At 35.9% G+C, this 21,301-nt stretch carries 12 protein-coding genes and 1 tRNA gene; 7 read left to right on the top strand and 6 right to left on the bottom strand.

What is annotated here, in order from left to right:
* The 4 genes from ISU00_RS05775 (at position 1) to ISU00_RS05760 (ending at position 11,280) form a co-directional block, all read left to right on the top strand.
* Positions 1-9,768 (top strand): T9SS type B sorting domain-containing protein, encoded by a 9,768-nt coding sequence (locus ISU00_RS05775; protein ID WP_228853099.1) that lies wholly within the window; start codon positions 1-3, stop codon positions 9,766-9,768.
* An 11-nt stretch (positions 9,769-9,779) separates the two neighbouring features.
* Positions 9,780-10,730: a PorP/SprF family type IX secretion system membrane protein gene (locus ISU00_RS05770; RefSeq protein WP_228853098.1), complete on the top strand. Its 951-nt coding sequence runs from the start codon at positions 9,780-9,782 to the stop codon at positions 10,728-10,730.
* Between the two features lie 39 nt (positions 10,731-10,769).
* A complete protein-coding gene (gene folB, locus ISU00_RS05765; protein ID WP_228853097.1) occupies positions 10,770-11,129 on the top strand; it encodes a dihydroneopterin aldolase in 360 nt (119 codons plus the stop codon).
* Between the two features lie 77 nt (positions 11,130-11,206).
* Positions 11,207-11,280 (top strand) — tRNA-Cys (locus ISU00_RS05760).
* Positions 11,281-11,311: 31 nt separating this feature from the next.
* On the opposite strand, the gene ISU00_RS05755 is transcribed toward ISU00_RS05760, so the two are convergent.
* The 3 genes from ISU00_RS05755 to rnr form a co-directional block, all read right to left on the bottom strand.
* Positions 11,312-11,995, bottom strand: coding sequence for a LysE family translocator (locus ISU00_RS05755; RefSeq protein ID WP_228853096.1), 684 nt, complete (start codon positions 11,993-11,995; stop codon positions 11,312-11,314).
* 79 nt (positions 11,996-12,074) lie between these two features.
* Positions 12,075-12,746 (bottom strand): head GIN domain-containing protein, encoded by a 672-nt coding sequence (locus ISU00_RS05750; RefSeq protein ID WP_228853095.1) that lies wholly within the window; start codon positions 12,744-12,746, stop codon positions 12,075-12,077.
* 31 nt (positions 12,747-12,777) lie between these two features.
* A complete protein-coding gene (gene rnr / locus ISU00_RS05745) occupies positions 12,778-14,970 on the bottom strand; it encodes a ribonuclease R (protein ID WP_228853094.1) in 2,193 nt (730 codons plus the stop codon).
* Positions 14,971-15,515: 545 nt separating this feature from the next.
* Here rnr and rpiB point away from each other — a divergent pair.
* On the top strand, positions 15,516-15,950 hold the full coding sequence (gene rpiB, locus ISU00_RS05740; RefSeq protein WP_228853093.1) for a ribose 5-phosphate isomerase B: 435 nt from the start codon (positions 15,516-15,518) through the stop codon (positions 15,948-15,950).
* Positions 15,951-15,967: 17 nt separating this feature from the next.
* Positions 15,968-16,411, top strand: a complete 444-nt coding sequence (locus ISU00_RS05735; protein WP_228853092.1) for a GNAT family N-acetyltransferase — start codon at positions 15,968-15,970, stop codon at positions 16,409-16,411.
* A 3-nt stretch (positions 16,412-16,414) separates the two neighbouring features.
* Here the strand turns inward: ISU00_RS05735 and ISU00_RS05730 are convergent, their stop codons facing one another.
* From ISU00_RS05730 to rnpA, 3 genes are read right to left on the bottom strand one after another with little or no spacing between them, the layout of a single operon-like run.
* Complete coding sequence (locus ISU00_RS05730; protein WP_228853091.1) at positions 16,415-17,251, bottom strand: OmpA family protein; 837 nt, start codon at positions 17,249-17,251, stop codon at positions 16,415-16,417.
* 54 nt (positions 17,252-17,305) lie between these two features.
* Complete coding sequence (locus ISU00_RS05725) at positions 17,306-18,940, bottom strand: S41 family peptidase (protein WP_228853090.1); 1,635 nt, start codon at positions 18,938-18,940, stop codon at positions 17,306-17,308.
* Between the two features lie 17 nt (positions 18,941-18,957).
* Positions 18,958-19,326, bottom strand: coding sequence for a ribonuclease P protein component (gene rnpA, locus ISU00_RS05720; RefSeq protein ID WP_228853089.1), 369 nt, complete (start codon positions 19,324-19,326; stop codon positions 18,958-18,960).
* 136 nt (positions 19,327-19,462) lie between these two features.
* On the opposite strand from rnpA, the gene ISU00_RS05715 reads away from it, so the two are divergent.
* Positions 19,463-21,301, top strand: a complete 1,839-nt coding sequence (locus ISU00_RS05715) for a CBS domain-containing protein (RefSeq protein ID WP_228853088.1) — start codon at positions 19,463-19,465, stop codon at positions 21,299-21,301.

The raw sequence follows: 21,301 nt of genomic DNA, 5'->3' as shown, positions 1-21,301 counted from the left end.
ATGAGAAAAATCTACAATTTAAAATTCCTACTATGTTTAGCGCTGATTTGTTTCGGCGCATTAAACCTTTCTGCTCAGGTGAAGCGCAACTTTGGGGTACGCTACCAGAACAATATAAAGGGAGACATGACCTTTATCGCAAACAATATTGTTAACCGTAACACAGCAGAATACGGATTAAACGATGAAAATTATTGTGATGAAGCTTTAGCAGATAGTGAACTTCCTAATACAGAATACAATACTGTTGGAGACACTTCACTTTATAACGATTGCCTTTACATGCAATATATTGATATAGATAATGACGCGAGTACATTTAGTTCTAGTAGCGCTTATCTAACAATACCAGACAAAAGCTGTTCTAGAATTAGATATGCGGGTCTTTATTGGGCTGCTAACTATCAATACAATATCGGCGATGATGCTAATAGTGGCAGAGAAACCGACTTTAACCAGGTAAAATTTAAGGTGCCTGGCGGAAGTTATGTTAACATAACGGCGGATGATGTGATATTTGATGGATTTGGTGATGCTGATTTTGGAGAAACCAGTCCTTATGCATGTTACGCTGATGTAACCAATTTAATTACTGCTTTAGGAGATCCTGAAGGCGATTACTATGTTGGTAATATTAGAGCAACTGAAGGATTCGTAAAAAGTGGTGTTTCAGGCGGTTGGACATTGGTGTTGGTTTATGAAAACCCATCTCTTCCCGGAAAATATATTACCTCATTTGATGGGTTTGCAGGTATTGCCTCAGGTAATACAACTGATATAAACTATAGCGGATTCACAACGCTTCCAGCGCCTTTCCCGGTTAATGCCAAATTTACTATATCAACCTTAGAAGGGGATAATAGAATTACAGGAGACAAGCTGTCCATTAAAGCAGATAGTAACCCAACCTTTACCTCTTTAGGTACTGCTACAGCTACTGAACCAAACTTCAACAACAACTTTTTTGATAGCAATATTACCGTTAACCATGTCATTCAAAATAATCGTAACCCGAACAGTGTTAATACTTTAGGTTATGACACGGATATGTTTGATGTGCCAAATGCATTTAACTCTGTTATACCCAATAGTGAAACTGGTGCAACCTTAAGAGCAAGTAGTAATGGTGATCAATACTTCATTTATTTCAATGCTTTAGATGTTGAAATCATTGAACCTACCATTATTTTATATAAAAATGTTGAAGATTTAGCTGGAAATGATATAGCGGGGGGTGACGTAAGTCTTGGTCAGCAAATCGATTATGTTTTAGGCTTTGAAAATATTGGAAATGACGATGCGACCGAATATACTATAAAAGACGTTTTCCCTATAAATACAATCTTCATTGAGGACCAATTACAGGTTCCTGCAGGGGTAACTTATGTATATGATCCTAATGAACACAGTATAGTATTTACAATACCTGACGCCTTAATTGAGGCTGGGGACCCGATTTCAGAAATCCGTATTAGAATGCAGATAGTTGAAAGTTGTAGTGAATTGAGGGATGCTTGTTCAAACTTAATCCAAAACCAAGCTTTTTCCACCTATAGAGGGGTATTGAATGACAATCAAATTACGGATGATCCTAGTTTTTCCGATTTCGATGTTTGTGGCTATGGAACTCCTGGGTCAACAAACTTCTTGGTTGGTTTAGATGAATGTGACTTTGTGCAAACCGTAGCTTTATGTGGTGATAGCGTAGATATTACTGCCGGTAACGGATATGACACTTATGAGTGGAGAGATAGCAATGGAAATGTTGTAGGAAATACTCAAACTATTACGGTTACCCAAACAGGAACTTATGTTGTAACAAAATCAGGTGCGGCTCCTTGCCAAAGTTTTGACGAAACTATCATCGTTTCAAACTTTACTGACTCAACTACCCACCCGATTGTTGATTATGCTGACGAAGTAGTAGAATGCCCCAATGACGGTGATATTCTTCCAAAGATATTTTTATGCGGTGTTAATGATAATCGTTTTATTGAAACGGACATCACCAATGCCCAAAGTATAGAATGGCAAAAATTAGATGAAAGCTCTTGTGAGGCCATAGGCATTGATGATTGTGCTAATAAAGACAGTGGGTGTACTTGGAACACGCTTTCAACCGATGATAATTTCGATGCAACCCAAGCCGGTCAATACCGAGTTGTTGTATTTTACCAAAATGGATGTTTTAGTAGATTCTATTTTAATGTTTATGAAAACTTATTAGACCCTAAAGTAGAAACTCAGGATATAGCTTGTAATTCAACCGGTGAAATATTAGTAACAAACGTACCGTCTGGGTATGAATTTCAATTGGTAGATCAAACAACAGGCACTGTTGTGGTTGATTATCAATCTAGTCCTTTATTTACAATATCAAATCCTGGAACTTATACTGTTAACATCCAACAAGTGGGTGTTGGTGAGGGAGCATGTCAATTCTTGGTTGCCGATATCGGCATAAGACAACGCGATTTTGACATCAACGTTACTGCCACTGATACAAGTTGTGAGGGCCTTGGAACAATTAGGGTACAAGCATTAGACGTAGATCCCCAATACTATTACGAAATAAGCAAAGAAGGTACATCTGTAGATACATACGGACCAACCGATGACAATGATTACACCTTCGAAGGTTTAAATGCTGGTGTTTATGATGTTACGGTAACAACTGATGATGGTTGTTCTGCAACAGCTCAAATCGAAATAATTAATCAATCAGATTTGGCGTTATCGGCACAAGTATCGCAAAATATTACATGTAAGGAAGGGAATATGTTGGTGCACCCATCAGGTGGAAAACCTCCTTACCAGTTTGCTATTTATACTTACAATGGACAGCCTTATCACAATGGTATTACTGACATTACCCAAATTCCAGCAAACGCTTTCCAATCGCGTAATATATTTGACGTTTGGGATCCAGGCGATTATGTTTTTGTGGTAGTTGACAGGTATAACTGTTATGCCATTTCGAATGAAGTCACAATTATCCTAGAACCTGTTGTGGAGTATAATGTTGTAATTGAAGATGAAACTTGTTTTGGGGCAAATGACGGTTCTGTAACTATCGATATCACCGATGGAAAAGGATATAAAACAGATTTTAGTATCGATGGTGGAGATAACTATAGAGACGCCAATACCTTTACCGATTTGGCTCCTGGTGATTATACCGTCCTTATACGAGCAATCAAAGGAAATTTTATCTGTGAATATCCGGAGGCCTTCACAATTCAACCCGCAACAGAATTATTCGGTGATATAGAATTGGCGCAGCCCTATAGCTGTAATCAGGATGGAATTATACAAATTGTTCCTGGTTCAGTGACAGGCGGTACGCCTCCATATGAATATAGTATTAATGGAAACAATTACTCTACAAATGAACAGTTCACCGGACTAACAGACGGTACCTATAACGTTACTATACGTGATGCCAATGGCTGTACTCTTACAAGAGAATTAACGATCGATCCAATAGATGAACCTACTGATCTTGCGTTTGCAAATACTTCAATTAGCTGTGATTCTCCTGCGTCTGATGTAACTGTTACTGTAACAGGAGGTTTGGCCCCATTAACTTATGAAATTATTGCCCCAGCGGGATCTACAACCAATAACGGTTCTAACAATGTATTTACAGGTTTGGCACCTGGCTCTTATACCTTTTTGGTTACAGATGCCACGGGTTGCTCAATCCAAGAAAATTTTAATATCAATGATATCCCTAACATTCAAGTATTGCCTCAGGTTCAAAGTAATATAACTTGTTTTGGTGATACTGATGGAGCGGTAGAAATTTCAGTTTCAGGTTTTGTATCTTCTTATACTTATAGCATAACGGACTCATCAAATACTACTATTTCAAGTGGTTCAGGAGAGTCAAATCCAACCTTTACGGTTAGTGATTTAGGAGCCGGAAGCTATACAATTAATGTAACGGATGAAGGAACAAATTGTACAGATACTCAATCTTTTGGTATCGAAGGCCCTGTTGAAGCAATAGATTTTACTTTTACTGCAAGCGGGATAGATTGTAATGGTACAGCCGCAAATATTGTTGTCGAAGCTACTGGTGGATGGGGTAGTTATACGTATCAACTAGAAGATGCTTCAACTAGTACAATTATTTCAGCTTATCAAAACTCCAATATTTTTACAGGATTAGTTGCTGGTGATTACAACATCTATGTTCGTGATGCAAACGGCTGTGTGGTTCAAAAACCACATACAGTTGAAGCTTATACCATACCTAGCGTGAGCTTAATTGCAGATAGCATCTGCTTTATTGGTGGCGATATATCTTTAACAGCTACTGTAACTGGTGGCACAGCACCTTACCAATACAGTTTAAACGGAAGTGCTAGCCAGAGTTCAAATGTGTTTACAGTAAATAGTCCGGGAACTTATAGTGTTACAATTACTGATGCCTCAGGGTGTACAGCTACCTCTAATGATGTTACAATCGGAAATCAATTATTTGCTACAGCTACCCTAACAAAAGAATTAGATTGTTCAGCAACGCCAGATGCAATTATAGAAGTCGCTGTAACTGGAGGAACTCCGGGATATACTTTGGAAGTTTCCATCAATGGTGGTGCTTTTGTGGCTACAAGCACACCATATTCTGCAAGCTCTGCAGGTGATTACCAGTTTAGAGCTACCGATAGTGCTGGTTGTCAAGCCCTGACAAACGTTATAAGCGTTCAACCGATCACTACCCCGGTGGCCTCTTTTAGCTCTACAGATGTATCTTGTAACGGAGATGCAACTGGGGTGGTAACAATAGATGTTGACCAAACACAAGGAACTCCTCCTTATCAAATTAGTTTTAATGGAGGAACCTTTACTGCGCAAAACACTTATGGAGGTTTGACAGCCGGAACTTATGATTACACTATAAGAGACAGCAAAGGTTGTGAGTTCAATTCTACTGCTACTGTAAATGAGCCAGAAGGATTAGATGCTGATATAGTTGCAAATCCAACTTCTTGTGGTCCAACTGGTACTATAAATGGTTCTATTGATGTAACCCTAACTGGTATCGGCACCGCACCATATACTTATCAATTATTCGATTCTGAGGGTAATTTATTGGATGATGCTATTAGCATAAATTCTACATCCCATAATTTCCCAGACTTAGGGTTTGGTTTTTATTATGTAACCATCATTGATGCCAATAATTGTGAGTTTCAATCTGCAAGAGCAGATGTTAAATCGCCACCTTACCTTACCTTAACAGGTTTAGTAACTGCAACGGATTGTGTAGTTGGCGCAAGTATGGAAGTTACTGTAAGTGGGGGTACCGCTCCATATACATTCAGTATTTATGGCCCTGGAACACCTCCTAGCAGTATCAATGGGACTGGTGATGTAGCTACTTTTGATGCGTTGACTCCTGGATTGGCATACACCTTTGAGGTTATCGACAGCACCGGTTGTTCTGTATTCCTAGAAACCGATGTTCTTGATAGTCCTTCTACTATAGAGCTGACAATAGACGCTACAAGTAACATAGACTGTTACGGTGCTGCAGATGGAAGTATAGATTTTACAGTTTCTAATTTTGATAGCAGTGTAACCCAAATTGATTATGATATTTTAAATGTATTAACTAACAATCCTGTTCCGGGATTTAGTGGAAATATTACTGGAAATGCAGGTGGTCCTATCTCTGCAACTATAGGATTGTTGCCTCCTGGTGATTATATCTTATTTGTGCAAGAGGCTAATGGAACCATGTGCTCTTCTACTGAGCCATTCACAATCGCTCAACCTGCACAGGCAATCAATTTACAAGAGGTATCAAATATAAATGCTAATTGTAATATCGGATCGCAGGTGGTTGTAAACGCAAGCAGCGGAACCCCTCCTTACCAATATGCATTTGTTCAAGATGGAGTAACTCCAACGAATGCAGACTTTACATCAAATAATTTTGCTGAATTATACCCATATATCAATCCAAACTGGGATGTTTATGTACGCGATGCTACAGGTTGTGAAACCAGTATAGATATTACTATTGCTGCAGATCCTAATCCATCACTTACTTTACCAAGTTTGGCGCAAGATCAGTGTACCTCAGACGGAACATCATATACTTTTACAGCTACTCCAGGGGCTTCTTTAATTGCTCCATTAAGCTATAGCATTGGTACAGGGTTTCAATCTAGCCCAACCTTTACGGTAAGTGCTCCTGGAATCTACACTGTAACAATAAGGGACGGCAATGGATGTACGGCTTCAGAAGATATTGAAATTTATCCCCCATTAAGTGTACAGGCAATGGCCACTTCACAACCAAGCTGTAGCAATGATGACGGAATAATTTCGGTTTCTGGAAATGGAGGTAGCGGATCTTACACATACCGCCTGTTAGATAGTAGTCTTAATACAACAGGATATACTTTAATTGGTTCAGAATTTACATCTGTGGCCGCGGGTGATTATGCTGTAGAAATAACTGATAGCAATACTAACTGTACGTCACAAATTTCAGTTTCGCTAGAACCTGCAACTCCTGTGGTATTCAGCTTAGAAACTTTTGCGGTAAGTTGTTCTGGAGATAGCGATGGTGTAATACAAGTTATATTAGATTCATCAAACGATAATCCTCCGTATTCTTATACTTTAGATGACGGTACTAACGCTCCGATAACCCAAACCACACCAATATTTGAAAATTTGGTTGCCGCAACCTATACAGTTACCGTTACCTCTGGTAGAAACTGTATAAATTCAACAACAATAGATATTACAGAACCAGTTACATTGAGTGCTACTGCAACTGCAACACCTTTTGAATGTAACGTAGATAATACCGTAAATGCCTCAGTAATTACAGTAGTTGCAACTGACGGAACTCCAAATTATCTCTATAGCAAAGACGGAATTAATTTCTTTGTAAGTAATCAGTTTACAGTTGTGGACACAGGTGTTGACCAAACAATTACAATTACGGTTAGGGATGCGAATAACTGTGAAACGACTACGGATGTTACAATTCCTACATTAGTTCCTATTCAACCAACGGTTGTATTAGACAATGCTCTGAGTTGTACAAATGATGAAGAAATTACGGTTTCGGCCACCGGAGGATCGGGAGAATTTAGTTTTGAATTATTACCTCTTGGAACTTCTACAGCACAAACTGGTACAAGCGCCACATTCGGTTTATCAAATCCAGGTGATTATTCAATTAGAATTACAGATACTACAACAGGATGTTTTGTAACAGCTACACATATGGTAAATGATTTTGAACAAATTGATATCATTGCAACCACGACTCAGAATGTAGATTGTTTTGGACAAGCAGATGGTTCAATTTCAGTTGAGATTACAAATTATAGTGGTGCCTATACCTATGATCTGGTTGATAACAACGGAACAGTTATAACATCTGGAAGTGGCAATACCTCAACTGGACTAAATGTTACAAATTTACCAGCAGGATTATACCATGTAAGGCTAACCCAAACTGAAGCGCCGTACTGTACAGAAGATTCAAATTCTGTGACAATAACTGCGCCAGCTGTAGAACTTAATGTGGGGCTTACTCAGAGTGCTTTGGTAACTTGTAATAACGATGGAGGTGCAATTACAGCTGTTGGTCAAGGCGGTACACGCCCATATGAATTTGAATTAATAAACACCACTACGTCACAAACTGTTCAGGTATTTAGCGGGCAAAATATTTTCCAAAATCTTCCCTCTGGAAGTTATACTGTAACTATTAGGGATGCTAATGGATGTTTGGCTACATCCAATATAGACTTAACCCAACCAGCGCCAATCTCCGCTTCAATAGAAGCAACACCAACTACATTGTTGTGCTTTGGAGATAATAATGCTTCCGTAAGCGCCACAAATGTAACAGGTGGATCTGGCAGCTATCAATTCACCTTATTTTTTGAGGATGGAACTCAATTAGGTCCACAAGCAAACAATACTTTCGAAAATTTGGGTGCTGGGACTTATTATATAACAATATCCGATGGTTTGTCTTGTGAATTTACAACTCCACAAGTCACCATAATCGAACCTACTCCGGTGTCTGCAGACTTGGTACAAGCACAACCAATGACTTGTACCAATGATGCTGCACTGGTATTGTCTGCCAAAGGAGGAACCCCTCCTTATCAATATAGTACAGATGGTGTAAATTATACTGGTAGTTTTAATAGTTCAGTAAATATTTCAAACATTGGTGCAGGCACCTATCAATATTACGTGATGGATGTCAATGGATGTAAGGCTTCAATTACTAACCAAGTTACTATTGATCCCGTTGAAGATTTACAGTTGAATTTAGACACCTCTAACGCAACGATAAACTGTACAGGTGATTCTACTGCATTAATTCGTGCAGAAGCTTCAGGAGGGCTTGGTAATTATATGTATGAATTGTTAGATAGCGCGACAAGCACTACCCCATTGCAAGGCCCGCAGGCTTCAGGAACATTTATGGATTATCCTGCTGGAACTTATTATGTAAGAGTGGTAAGCGATGATTGTGTTGCTGTAGAAGGTCCAATAACTATTACCGATCCAACACCGCTTGAAATTGTTTCACAAGAGGTAACACATGTAACCTGTTTAAGTCAAGATGACGGATCAATAACAATTGAAGCTACGGGAGGTACTGGTATTATAAAATATGCTATTTCACCTAATCTAGATCAATTTGATACTGTAAACACATTTACTGATCTTGCCCCTGGTAATTATGAAGTAATCGTACAGGATGAAAACGGATGTTTTGTTGATTTGCTTATAGATATTCTAGAACCAGAACCTTTAACCGCCAATCTGGTAAGTATGGTTTCTGAAATTTGTGCTGGTGATGGAAACGGAATGATAGAAGTTGCAATCGAAGGTGGTACAGCGCCATATTTCACAAGTTTGAACACCCAAGACGACGAAAATTTTGTTCAAGATCAATACTTGTTTACTGATTTAACAGGGGGCGTTAGCCATGTAATTTTTGTAAAAGATTCAGGTGGATGCGATACTTATTTAATCGTGCCTATGCCTGAAGCATCAAGCTTGGAGGCTACATTGGAAATTGAAAATATTTGCGATAAAAACATGCCTACCAATTCAGTTACCGTGATATTAGGTAACCCAGACCAAACAGGCGTGGTATATAGTTTAGATGGCAATACAGCCCAAGACTTGAATGTATTCACTGATTTATTATCTGGTGACCATTATATTGAAGTTACAGACACAAATGGAGGGTGTAGTAAGGTTTATGATTTCAGCATCGAAGCTTACGACCCATTATCACTTACACTTACGGAAACCGACATCAATGAATTTACGGCAGTGGTTACAGGTGGTACTGGTAATTACACCTTCTATTTGAATGATGTTGATAAGGGAACAGATAATGTTTATAGCATTAGCGAATCTGGTACCTATACCGTAAGAGTGATTGATGATCTAGGTTGTGAAGCTACAGCGAATATATCAATGGAATTCATTGATATCTGTATAGCAAACAACTTTACCCCAAATGGAGACGGGATTAACGATTATTGGGCACCATGTAATACCGAAATGTATCCAGGAATTTATACCAAAATTTACGACCGTTATGGTAGGGTAGTAGCTGAACTTGCCCAGGTAGATTCATGGGATGGAACCTATAATGGCAACCCATTACCTACTGGAGATTACTGGTATGTTATTAAGCTTAACAATTCTAGTGATAATAGAGAATTTGTTGGACATTTTACCCTCTATAGATAAAGATCTACCAAATGAAAAAATTAATCCTACTTATATCGATAATCGTAAGTGTGAATAGCTTCGCACAAGAAGTTTATTTGCCTACCCACACCCAATATTTGGCAGATAATTATTTTGTGATAGCCCCTACCTATGCTGGTATTGGTGAAAACATGAAAATCCGTTTAAATGCACTGACCCAATGGGTCGGTATCAAAGACGCGCCCGATACCCAATCATTGGTAGGTGACATCAGAATTGGAAATAAATCTGGGGTAGGTTTATTGTTTTACAATGACCGTAATGGTAATACTCGTCAACAGGGGGCACGGGCTTCCTTTGCACACCACCTAACATTAAGTGAAAGCAATGACCAGTTTTTATCTTTTGGTATTTCTTACATCTACAACCATTTCAGGATTGATATTGAAAATTTTGATCCAACCATCCCAGATCCTGCTATTGTTGATGATAGAGCTTTGGGTAACCATAACTTTGAAGTTGGTGTTTTATACAGGTATAGATCATTCTATATTAATTTAACCGCCGCCAATATTTTGGATAAGGATCTTGAAGATTTTACTATTTATGAACCAGGTAAACTTAGAAATTATACTATTTTTTCAGGTTATAGAATTAAAACCAAAAACAAGGATATTGAAGTTGAGCCATCTGTCTATTTTCAATTATATGAAAGTGATGGAAGGTCCGTAACCGACCTTAATGTTAAGGTTAGAAAAAACTTTAGAGATGATAATTATGCCTGGGCAGGGATAAGTTACCGCTTTCTAAATGATCAGTTTATGGCGCCCCTCAATATAGGTCCTATGGCCGGTATAATGATGAGTAAATTATATTTTGCTTACTCCTACCAAATTATAATGAACGACCTTATTAATTATAATTCAGGTACCCATATGATTACGGTTGGTATAGATATTTTCAGGGGAACTGGAAGTTGTGAGTGTATGAAATTGAAATAATATTTCTTTCTCTAGCTTATATTTGCCAAAAATATAAGCGTGGGAATTATAAAAGTTGAAAATATTCGTGTATTTGCTTATCACGGATGTTTAAAGGAAGAAACTAAAATAGGTAGCGATTATAGGGTGGATTTGGAAGTAAAAGCCGACTTGCAAACCTCTGCGGCTACAGATGCTCTTTCAGATACTGTAGATTACGTGTTTTTAAACCGTGTTGTTAGAGAAGAAATGCTAAGACCTACCCATCTCCTAGAAACGGTTGGAAAACGCATTCTAGACCGAATTATGTCCGAGAGTGGTAAGGTACAATATGCAATCGTGTGGGTAAGTAAACTAAACCCTCCAATTGGTGGTGATGTTGAACGGGTAACCATACAAATGCAGAAGAGCCGAAAATAAAACCGGTTGATGGTAAACCTTATATATTTTTTTTACATTTGCGTTCCTGTTTCAAAAACAGTTACATAATGAAATTTGGCGTCTTGGCCGAGTGGCTAGGCAGAGGTCTGCAAAACCTTCTACAGCGGTTCGAATCCGCTAGACGCCTCCAAACAAAAAGGACACAATATTGTGTCCTTTTTTTATTCTATTTCCTTGCCAATATGTTCTAACCGGTTCTGGAGTTTTTCCTTTTCCTTCGGAAAAAAGCCTTGAAACAATAAAAGGATACCAAAACCTAAAATGATCAATGCTACTATTTTTTTAGCCTTAAAAATCAATCTGGGAGTTAGTTTGCTTCTTAGCTTTTTTGCTGCCGCAATCTTTGCTAAATCCACAATAAAATAAGTTGCCAAGATAGTAGCTAAAAAGAAATAAATACCTTCACTAGACTGGGTAAGGGAATTAGCTATTATGATGAAACCTACCCATCCTATTAAAACCCCAATATTTATAAAATTCAATAAAAAACCCTTAAGAAAGAGTTTATGGTAATTTTTTTGAATTTCAACTCTATGGTACTCCCTAACAATTGTTCTAAAAGATCTGGAAATTTTTATAAAGGAAATAATACCATATACAATAAGCAATACACCTCCTAAAATTAGAAAATCAGACTCTCCTTTAATGGAATCTATAAGTCCACTCGTACTGTAAAGGGCTAATGCTATAAATACGATATCGGCAAAGATAACGCCGATATCGAAGATAACAGCCTGTTTAAATCCTTTAGTAGCTCCTGTTTCAAGTAACACAAAAAAAACAGGTCCAATGGTAAACGATAAAATGATACCAAATGGAATAGCCGCTAAAACATTATCTAACATTTAAAATGCTGCCTTTATGCAAAGAAAAGAAAAATTATCCGCCTTAATAAATGGATGGTACTAAGAATATTTCAGGTTGCTATTGATTTACTCGAGTAATACGGCCTCCCAAGGCGGTATCCTCATTCACCTTTTCAGGATTACCATAAATTCTGATATCTCCACCAGCCCTAACTTTTGCATCTACCTGTTTACTTGCGTTAACTGCAGCTTCACCTGCTGCCTTAATTGCAATTGTAGTGTTTTCAGTAATAAAATCTTCTCCTTCATAGATTCCTCCCGTATTAATGTTTATGTCTTGATATTTTGCTGAACCTGTGGTTTTTATACCTCCACCAGTAACAGCTTTTATATCGACGGATGTCACTTCCAATTTTATATCTAACCTTGCGCCTTCTTGAGATCGTAATTCAATTGATTCTTGTTTTAAAGATGTTTCGGTAGAAATAAAAGCACCTTCATTTCCATCGATAATATTAACACCGGTAAAATAAAGTATAACGTAATTATCCTCTCCATGAAGTGTTTTTTCTATATCCATTCGAATTTTTAACACTCCATTTTTATTTACAATTTCTACATCGGTGAGATCTTCACCGTGAATTTCAACCTTATTGGTATTAGATTGTACCATCTTAACATCTATACGATCGTAAACCTTTACCTCGTTAAAGTCTCCAATTTCCCTCACTTTCTGGCTAAACATTACCGTAGTACTAAGAAAGAAAATTAAAAATGCTATGTTTTTCATGATTTAAAACTTTAATCTATTGTTGCAAATATTATTCCTTATGTTTTCCTATTAAATAAAAATCTAAATGTTTTTTGACCAAATCTGTGTTCTTAACTTTTACCACAACTTCTTCACCTAGTTGGTACATTTTTTTAGTATTTCTACCAATTAAAGCATAATGTCTCTCATCAAAATCGTAACGATCATCTGTCATATCTCTTGTGCTAACCATACCTTCACATTTATTTTCTATAATTTCAACATATATTCCCCAATCTGTAACACCAGAAATAACACCCACAAACTCCTCATCCTTATGATCTTCCATAAATTTAATTTGCATGTATTTGATGGAATCTCTTTCTGCTTGAGTGGCTAAATATTCCATTTCACTGCTATGTTCACATTTATCTTCATAAACCGATTGGTTAGCGCTAGATTGCTGATCTAAATACCGCTGCAATAAACGATGAACCATAACATCTGGATACCTTCTAATTGGCGACGTAAAATGTGTGTAATAATCGAACGCAAGACCATAGTGGCCAATATTTTCAGTAGTATAAATAGCCTTACTCATACTTCTTATTGCTAATGTATCTACTAGGTTCTGTTCTTTTTTACCCTGAACTTCTTCCAATAAGTTATTCAAAGAGGCTGCTGTAGTCTTCCTATCCTTGAAATTTAATTTATAGCCAAATCTTGAAACGATTCCTTGTAAGGCAGATAATTTACTTTCATCTGGCTGATCATGTACCCTATAAACAAAAGTTTTGGGAGGTTTTTGTTTACCAATAAATTCAGCAACCTTTTTATTTGCTAAAAGCATGAATTCTTCAATTAACTTATTAGCCTCTTTACTTGTTTTAAAATAAACACCAATAGGTTCATTGTTTTCATCTAAATTAAACTTAACCTCAACCTTATCAAATGATATTGCACCTTGTTGCATGCGTTTTCTACGCATAATGTGGGCCAAGTCATCTAATTTTAAAATAGCCGTTTTAATCTCATCAGAAATATCATAAGCTTCACCTTTAAGAGATACTTCTTTTGGAATGGTATTGGATTTTGATTCTATAACAGTTTGAGCTTCTTCATAAGCAAAACGCGCATCGCTATAAGTTACAGTTCTTCCAAACCATTGATTGATAACTTCCGCCTTTTCATTCATCTTAAAAATAGCGGAAAAGGTATACTTTTCTTCATGTGGCCGTAGAGAACAAGCATTATTAGACAAAATCTCAGGCAACATAGGTACAACCCTATCCACTAAATAAACAGAAGTCCCTCTCTGGTACGCCTCCGTATCTAAAATAGATTCAGGCGTAACATAATGTGATACATCTGCAATATGAATTCCTATTTCATAGGATCCATCTTCTAGTTCCTGAAAAGACAGGGCGTCATCAAAATCCTTTGCGTCCTTAGGATCTATTGTAAAAGTTAATACCTCTCTCAAATCTCTACGTTTGGCTATTTCTGCTTCAGTAATTGAGGTATCTAATTTGTTTGCAAATTCCTCCACTTCATATGGAAATTCATAAGGCAACCCATAATCAGCTAAGATAGAATGCATTTCGGTTTGATGTAAACCAGGTTTACCTAAAACCTTTAACACTTTACCAATAGGTGAATCTTGATCCTCAGGCCAATCCTCAATTGAAACTAAAACTTTATCACCATCCTCAGCATTTTTGGTTTTATTTACAGGTACAAATATGTCTTTATACATTTTGCTATTATCAGCTACAACAAATGCATAATTTTTATTCAACTGAATGATACCAACATATTCTGTTTTTGCCCTCTTAATTACATTGGTAATCTCTCCTTCCATACGACCACGTTTTGGTCGTTTATATAAATAAAATTCTACTTCATCACCATCTAAGGCCCTATTAATATTGTTAGATGCCACATAAATATCATCAGCAAAATCATCACTTATTATAAATCCAGAACCTCGAGCAGACATATCAAGAATTCCCTTATAATATTCAGTTGTTATAATAGCTTTAAATTTACCCCTGTCAACTTCTTCTATTTCTTGTTTGGCTTTAAGCTGGTGAAGTTTTTTAATTATTTGGTTTCTACTGCTAGGATCATCGACACCAAGTTTTGCAGCAATCTGTTTATAATTGAAAATCTTACTCTTTTCTTTACGAAGGATTTTTAAAATTGTATCGCTAAGGTTAGGTATTTTGCCACTTCCTTTTCTCTTCTTCTTATTTCTCGCCATCTTCAATTTTGAATATAAACAAAACTAAGCTTATTTAGGAACAACTGAGCTCCTGTCATTTAAAGTTTATCCACAGTTAATTATATAATAACAGTTTCTTTAAATATTTAAAAAATAATTAATGATTATAATAGGCTGTTAATAAGTGTGAAAACTTTTGTGGATTGTATTTTGAATTTTCGAAATTGACACAACATTCCACTGAAATAAACAGTTTATAAGAGGTTTAAATACTTATAAATGAAGGTTTTTATATAGGTTTTCAACAGTTGTTCACAACCAAAATTATATAAAGATATTTTATAAAAATTATTTGTTTAGGTGTTATTAAGGATGATATTTTGGTTGGCAATTCGCCTAAAATTGAATCTTAAAAATCCTTGCAGTTTTCAATTATTTTTCAAATTGATAATTGATTAATGATTTGCAAATTTTTCTTTCATTAAAAACTAAAATTTAATTAACACTTTATTAATATTTGAGACAACAGTTATTAAACACTTATTTCATTTAGTAACTTTGCATATTGTTTAAAATATTTCTTTATGACACTCTCTATTGGTAATGATCATGCTGGCACAGAATACAAATTTGCTATCCTTAAATATTTAAAAGACAAAGGTTATGAGGTAATCAACCATGGAACTGATAGTAAGGATAGTGCGGATTATCCAGATTTTGTACATCCAGTAGCTGAAGATGTTGAAAATGAAAAAGCTACCTTCGGTATTATTGTGTGTGGCTCTGGAAATGGAGCGAATATGACGGTGAACAAGCATCAAGGCATACGCTCAGCCTTATGTTGGAATAAAGAAATTGTTGAATTGGCGCGCGAGCACAACAACGCAAACGTACTAAGTATACCGGCAAGATTTACAGCGTTACCCCAGGTGTTAGAAATGGTTGATACTTTTTTAAACACTGAATTTGAAGGGGGAAGACACCAAAGACGAATTTCTAAAATACCCATTGGCTGTTAAAAGCAACTAAGCAACCCATGTTAGATATTAGAATAAAAGCCTTTGAAGAGCTTAACATACATGAGTTGTATGAAATCTTAAGATTAAGGTCTGAAATTTTTGTAGTTGAGCAGAATTGTGTTTATCAAGATTTAGATAGAAAGGATCAAATAGCTTATCATGTTCTAGGATATTATAAAAATAAATTAGCAGCCTATACCAGAATTTTTGATAAGGGTCAGTATCTCGATCATGCAAGTATAGGCAGGGTAGTAGTGGACCAGGCTGCAAGATCTTTAGGTTTAGGGAAAAAAATTATGGTAGCGTCTATAGATGCGGTAAAAAAATTATACAATGAAGACATTATAATAATTTCTGCTCAATCCTATCTAAATAAATTTTATTCAGACTTAGGATTTGTAAAAATCGGAGATGAATATTTAGAGGATGGAATTCCCCATACCAAAATGATAAGAGAATAAAGATTAATCGATAGGGTCTTCAGCATAGGTAATTAAAATCTCTACACGCCTATCAAATCTTGGATCCCCGCCTAAAGGAAATTTTCTACGCATACCCATATATTTCATACGGCTTTTTTCAACACCTTTTCGGGCTAAATAATCATAAATATATTTTGCTCTGGCTTCAGATAGATTTCTTTTTTTAGTTCTTCTATCAATGGCGTCTCTTGCAAATTGCGTACAGCAAACATGCCCTTGTATTGTAAAGTAAATATCCTTTCTCTCAACTAATACTTTAGCAATCTCTTCTAAAGTCTTTACAGATTCCGGCATTAAATATGCATACCCAGTTTTAAACAATAAATTTTCAAGCCTTAATTTATCACCTGCTTTTACTGGACCTTTTAGAATCTCTTTTACGTCCATTTTTTCAACAACAGGCTCTTCCCTTGGAGGGTCATAGGGCTGTACGATTATTTCAACTTTTCTATTTAACCCTCTAATTTTTTGTATGTCATTCTCCTTTACCAATTTTAACAGAATCTCTCCCTTACCATCCACATTGGTAATTACAGATTCATCAAATTCGTTATTAGAAAAGATTGTTTTAATAGACTCGGCACGACGTTTGGAAAGATTTAAATTATAGGAATCACTTCCTCTATCATCCGTAAAACCATAAATTGAAATACGTTCTATATCTAAACCTTCAATTTTAGATAGAAATTGCATCAACCTATTATATTCGGTGGAAGAAACCTCGTGCTGATCCGTTTCAAAATACACTTCATGAGTATATTTTTCTTGGGGAAAAAGAAACTGGGTCAATAAAATAAAAAAGAGCAGGGAGAATTTCATTTTTTATATTTATTGGGGCATAAATATAGCAGATTCTTAATATTTATAAGGGTTTTACTTTAAATATTTTGAATATGATGATGAATTTATTAAAATTTCTGAAGCTTTTTTAATTTCAGGATTATTGTCTAAATAATAATCATACAATCCTTCCCTATAAAAATATCTCTTAACAATCTCATCTGCAAGTAAATCCATTAATTGGGATTTATTCATATCTATTGCCGTATTCTTGTAATTTTTAATTGCATTTATCAATTTATTATATTCATCAGTAACAACAACCTCCATTTTTTCTTTGCTTGCTACATCAAAAGCTTCTGAGAAAGCCTCTTCAGTAGTAGTTTCAAAGCTAAAATTCTCCTTTTTTAAATAATCCTTAAACTTATTAAAATCTGCATCTGTTAGTTTAAACGATTCTAAATCGGTTACCTTATTGTTATAATAATATTGAGTGGCATAATTGAAAATTAAATAATCATCCAATATAGCGGTTGTTATTGGGCTATAGATAGATTCAGACATTTTAACATCTGGTTCAATTCCACCACCATCAAATACGGTGCGACCATTGCGCGTTTTGAAGGCATTATACTTATCCTGTGAAATTCTTGTAGCTTCACCATCTTCATCCCTGTGCCAGTAATCCAAGGCCTGTATACAGCGACCTGATGGGGTATAATATCTCGAGATTGTTATCTTCATTTGGGTTCCATATACCAAAGGTTTTGGCCGTTGTACCAAACCTTTTCCAAAGCTTCGAGAACCAACAATAACAGCCCTATCCAAGTCTTGTAATGCACCTGCGACAATTTCACTAGCCGAAGCACTTCTACCATCAATTAAAACCACCAAGGGAATTTCAGTATCAATTGGTTGTTTTTGGGTATAGTAAGTTTTGTTGTATTTCTCAACTTTAGATTTTGTTGATACCACCAACTGGTTTTGTGGAACGAATATATTAACCAGATTCACTGCCTCCGAAAGTAAACCACCGGGATTGCCTCTTAAATCTAAAATAATCTTTTTAGCACCTTCACCTTTAAGTTCTCTAAGAGCCCTGATAGTTTCTGAAGATGCCTTTTCATTGAATTTACGTAACACTATATAACCTACTTCACCATCCATCATGGCATAATGGGGAACCGCATGGATTTCTACGGATTCTCTTTTTACAACCGCATTATTTGTTTGCCCTTGGCGTAAATAAGTTAAATTAACCGTAGAACCTTCAGCTCCCTGTAATAAATTTCCAGCGTCTTCCTTAAAATCAGCAACAGAAATATTATCAACTTTTATAATCTCATCACCAGGTTTTAAACCGGCCTTATCAGCTGGAAAATCTTTATAGGTTTCCATGATAACAAGTTTGTCCTTAAGTGTAAGAATACTAGCGCCGATACCAGAATAATCACCAGTATTATTTATTCTTGCCGCTTCAACATCCTGTTCGTTCATGAAATTGGTATACGGATCCAAATCATTCAACATGCTTTTTATGGCTGTATCCATTAAATCACCAGGATTTGTGTCATCCACATAATTCATATTTAATTCCTTAAACATTGTGGTGAAAATCTCTATTTGTTTAGCAATTTCAAAGAAATCACTTTTAAATGCAGAGGTTGTTATTAAAAGAATAACGAGAATAAAGGGTAGAAGATATTTTTTTAAGCGGTTCTTTTTCATAGGGAATAACTCTTTAGTTAGTTTTTTGAAACAAATTGTTTTAAAAGTTGTTTCATTTTGGTGTTTAGGGCATCAAAATCATAAGTTTCATTACCAAGATACAAAATCATAAACGCACTGCTTCTTGAAATGTTGTTAAAAAAATGTGGTTTGTTAAGCCGGTAACATTCTCGCATCAAGCGCTTTATTCGGTTCCTATCAACCGCCCTTTTAAAGGAACGTTTACTTACGCTTACCCCAACCTTCCATATTTTGTTTTGCTCTTCTGGTAATGAAATATAAATCATTCTTAAAGGATATACCGAAATGGATTTACCTTCTGAAAACAGAGCGTCTATTAAACGCTTGTTTTTGAGCTTTTCATTTTTTTTATAGGTATAGCGCATAAATGATTTATATAGCAAAAATACTAAAAAAGCGAGCCCTTTAAAGAGACTGTTTCAATGACAAATGTCATAATAATTGGCCTTATGAAATAGTAATTTCGGATAATTGAAGATTTAGCCTATGGGTCAGTTAAACGTGTCAAAGTTAACATCAAAGGAGGATCGTGCGCATTACATGAATCATTTGTTGAAAGATCTTCAAGCCCTTCAAATGATGTTAGAAGGCGATCAAATCGACAAGTATACAATTCGTATTGGTGCAGAACAGGAATTCTGTTTAACCAATAAAAGATTTATGCCTTTTAATATAGGTTTGGAGGTCCTAGATATTTTAAATGATTCTGACTTTACTACCGAAATAGGAAGTTATAATTTAGAATTAAACCTAAATCCTTTAGAATTACGGAGCTCATGTTTTTCCCTACTTCACGATCAAATGAAAGGAAAGCTCGGAAAGGCACAAAAAGCCGCTGAATCTCTTGGTGGAAATATTGTTTTAACAGGAATATTACCAACGCTTAGTACAAAACATATTTCTCTAGAAAATATGACACCAGTTCCGCGTTATTCTGTATTGAATGAAGCCATCAAAGAATCTCGTAAACAAGATTTCATGATTCATATTAGGGGAGCAGATGAATTTAACCTAATGCATGATTCTGTTATGTTAGAAGGTTGTAATACGAGCTTTCAAATGCATTTACAGGTAAGCCCCGATGAATTTGTGGATAGTTATAATTGGGCACAAACAATATCGGCTCCGGTATTGGCGGCTGCAACTAATTCACCCTTATTATTTGGGAAAGAGTTATGGGCTGAAACCCGAATCGCCTTATTTTCACAAAGTATTGATACTAGAGCACGTTCTAACCTATTAAACCATAAACATTCTCGGGTAAGCTTTGGCAATGATTGGCATAAGGGGAATGTCGTAGATATTTTTAAGGAAAACGTTTTTGGCTATAGAAGTTTGCTAACTTCAGAATACCTTAGGGATAGTGTAGAGTTGTTAAACAACAACGAAACCCCACGATTAAAAGCTCTTAATCTTCATAATGGAACTGTTTATAGGTGGAACCGTCCCTGTTATGGGGTTTTCAATGACAAACCCCATCTGAGAATAGAAAACAGGTATATACCATCTGGTCCAACCTTAAAAGATGAAATAGCTAATATGGTATTTTGGATTGGATTAATGATGGGTAGACCGAAGGATATGAATGAGATTACATCCAATTGGCACTACAAGGATGTAAAGAATAATTTTTATGCCGCTGCGCGTTATGGACTTGCCACCCAGATGAGATGGGACAATAAATTAGTTGCCGTGGATCAATTGATTTTAAATGAATTACTTCCAATTGCATATAAAGGTTTGATAAGGAGTAATGTTGATAAGGACGAGGCGGATTTTTATTTAAGCATTATAGAGAGGAGAATTGCATACAATACTGGATCTACATGGATTACTAAGAGTTTTAGAAATCTTTTAAAAAAGCATAAGGCATATAAAGCCTCACAATTGTTGACGTCTTTTATGTTTGAAAAGCAACGGATGGATTACCCCGTTGGCAGATGGGCGGTATTAGATATTAGCCAAACCAAAGATTTTGAAGTTCCTGATGAAATAAAAAATCACATGTCGTTTTCTGTCTTTACAGCAGATTTAACTGATAGTCTACAATTTGCACATGATATTATGGAATGGAAAAACATACATCATCTTCCTATAATAAATTGTGACCAACAATTAATTGGGTTATTATCGTGGACTGATATTCAGGATTTAGACGATGCGCAATTGAGGAATTATTCTATTGAGGATTATATGGTTGAAAATCCTATTACCATCACGGAATATGAAACTATCGAACAGGCTAAAAGTCTTATGGAATTGAATAACTTTCATTCTTTACCCGTTTTAAGGAATGACAAATTGGTGGGTATTATTACTTCTCGAGACTTTCCAAAATAA

It is taken from the genome of Aegicerativicinus sediminis, assembly GCF_015476115.1.
Taxonomy (GTDB): Bacteria; Bacteroidota; Bacteroidia; order Flavobacteriales; family Flavobacteriaceae; genus Aegicerativicinus; species Aegicerativicinus sediminis.
Note: the sequence above shows the minus strand (reverse complement) of the source record. Positions and strands in the feature narration are given on the sequence as shown.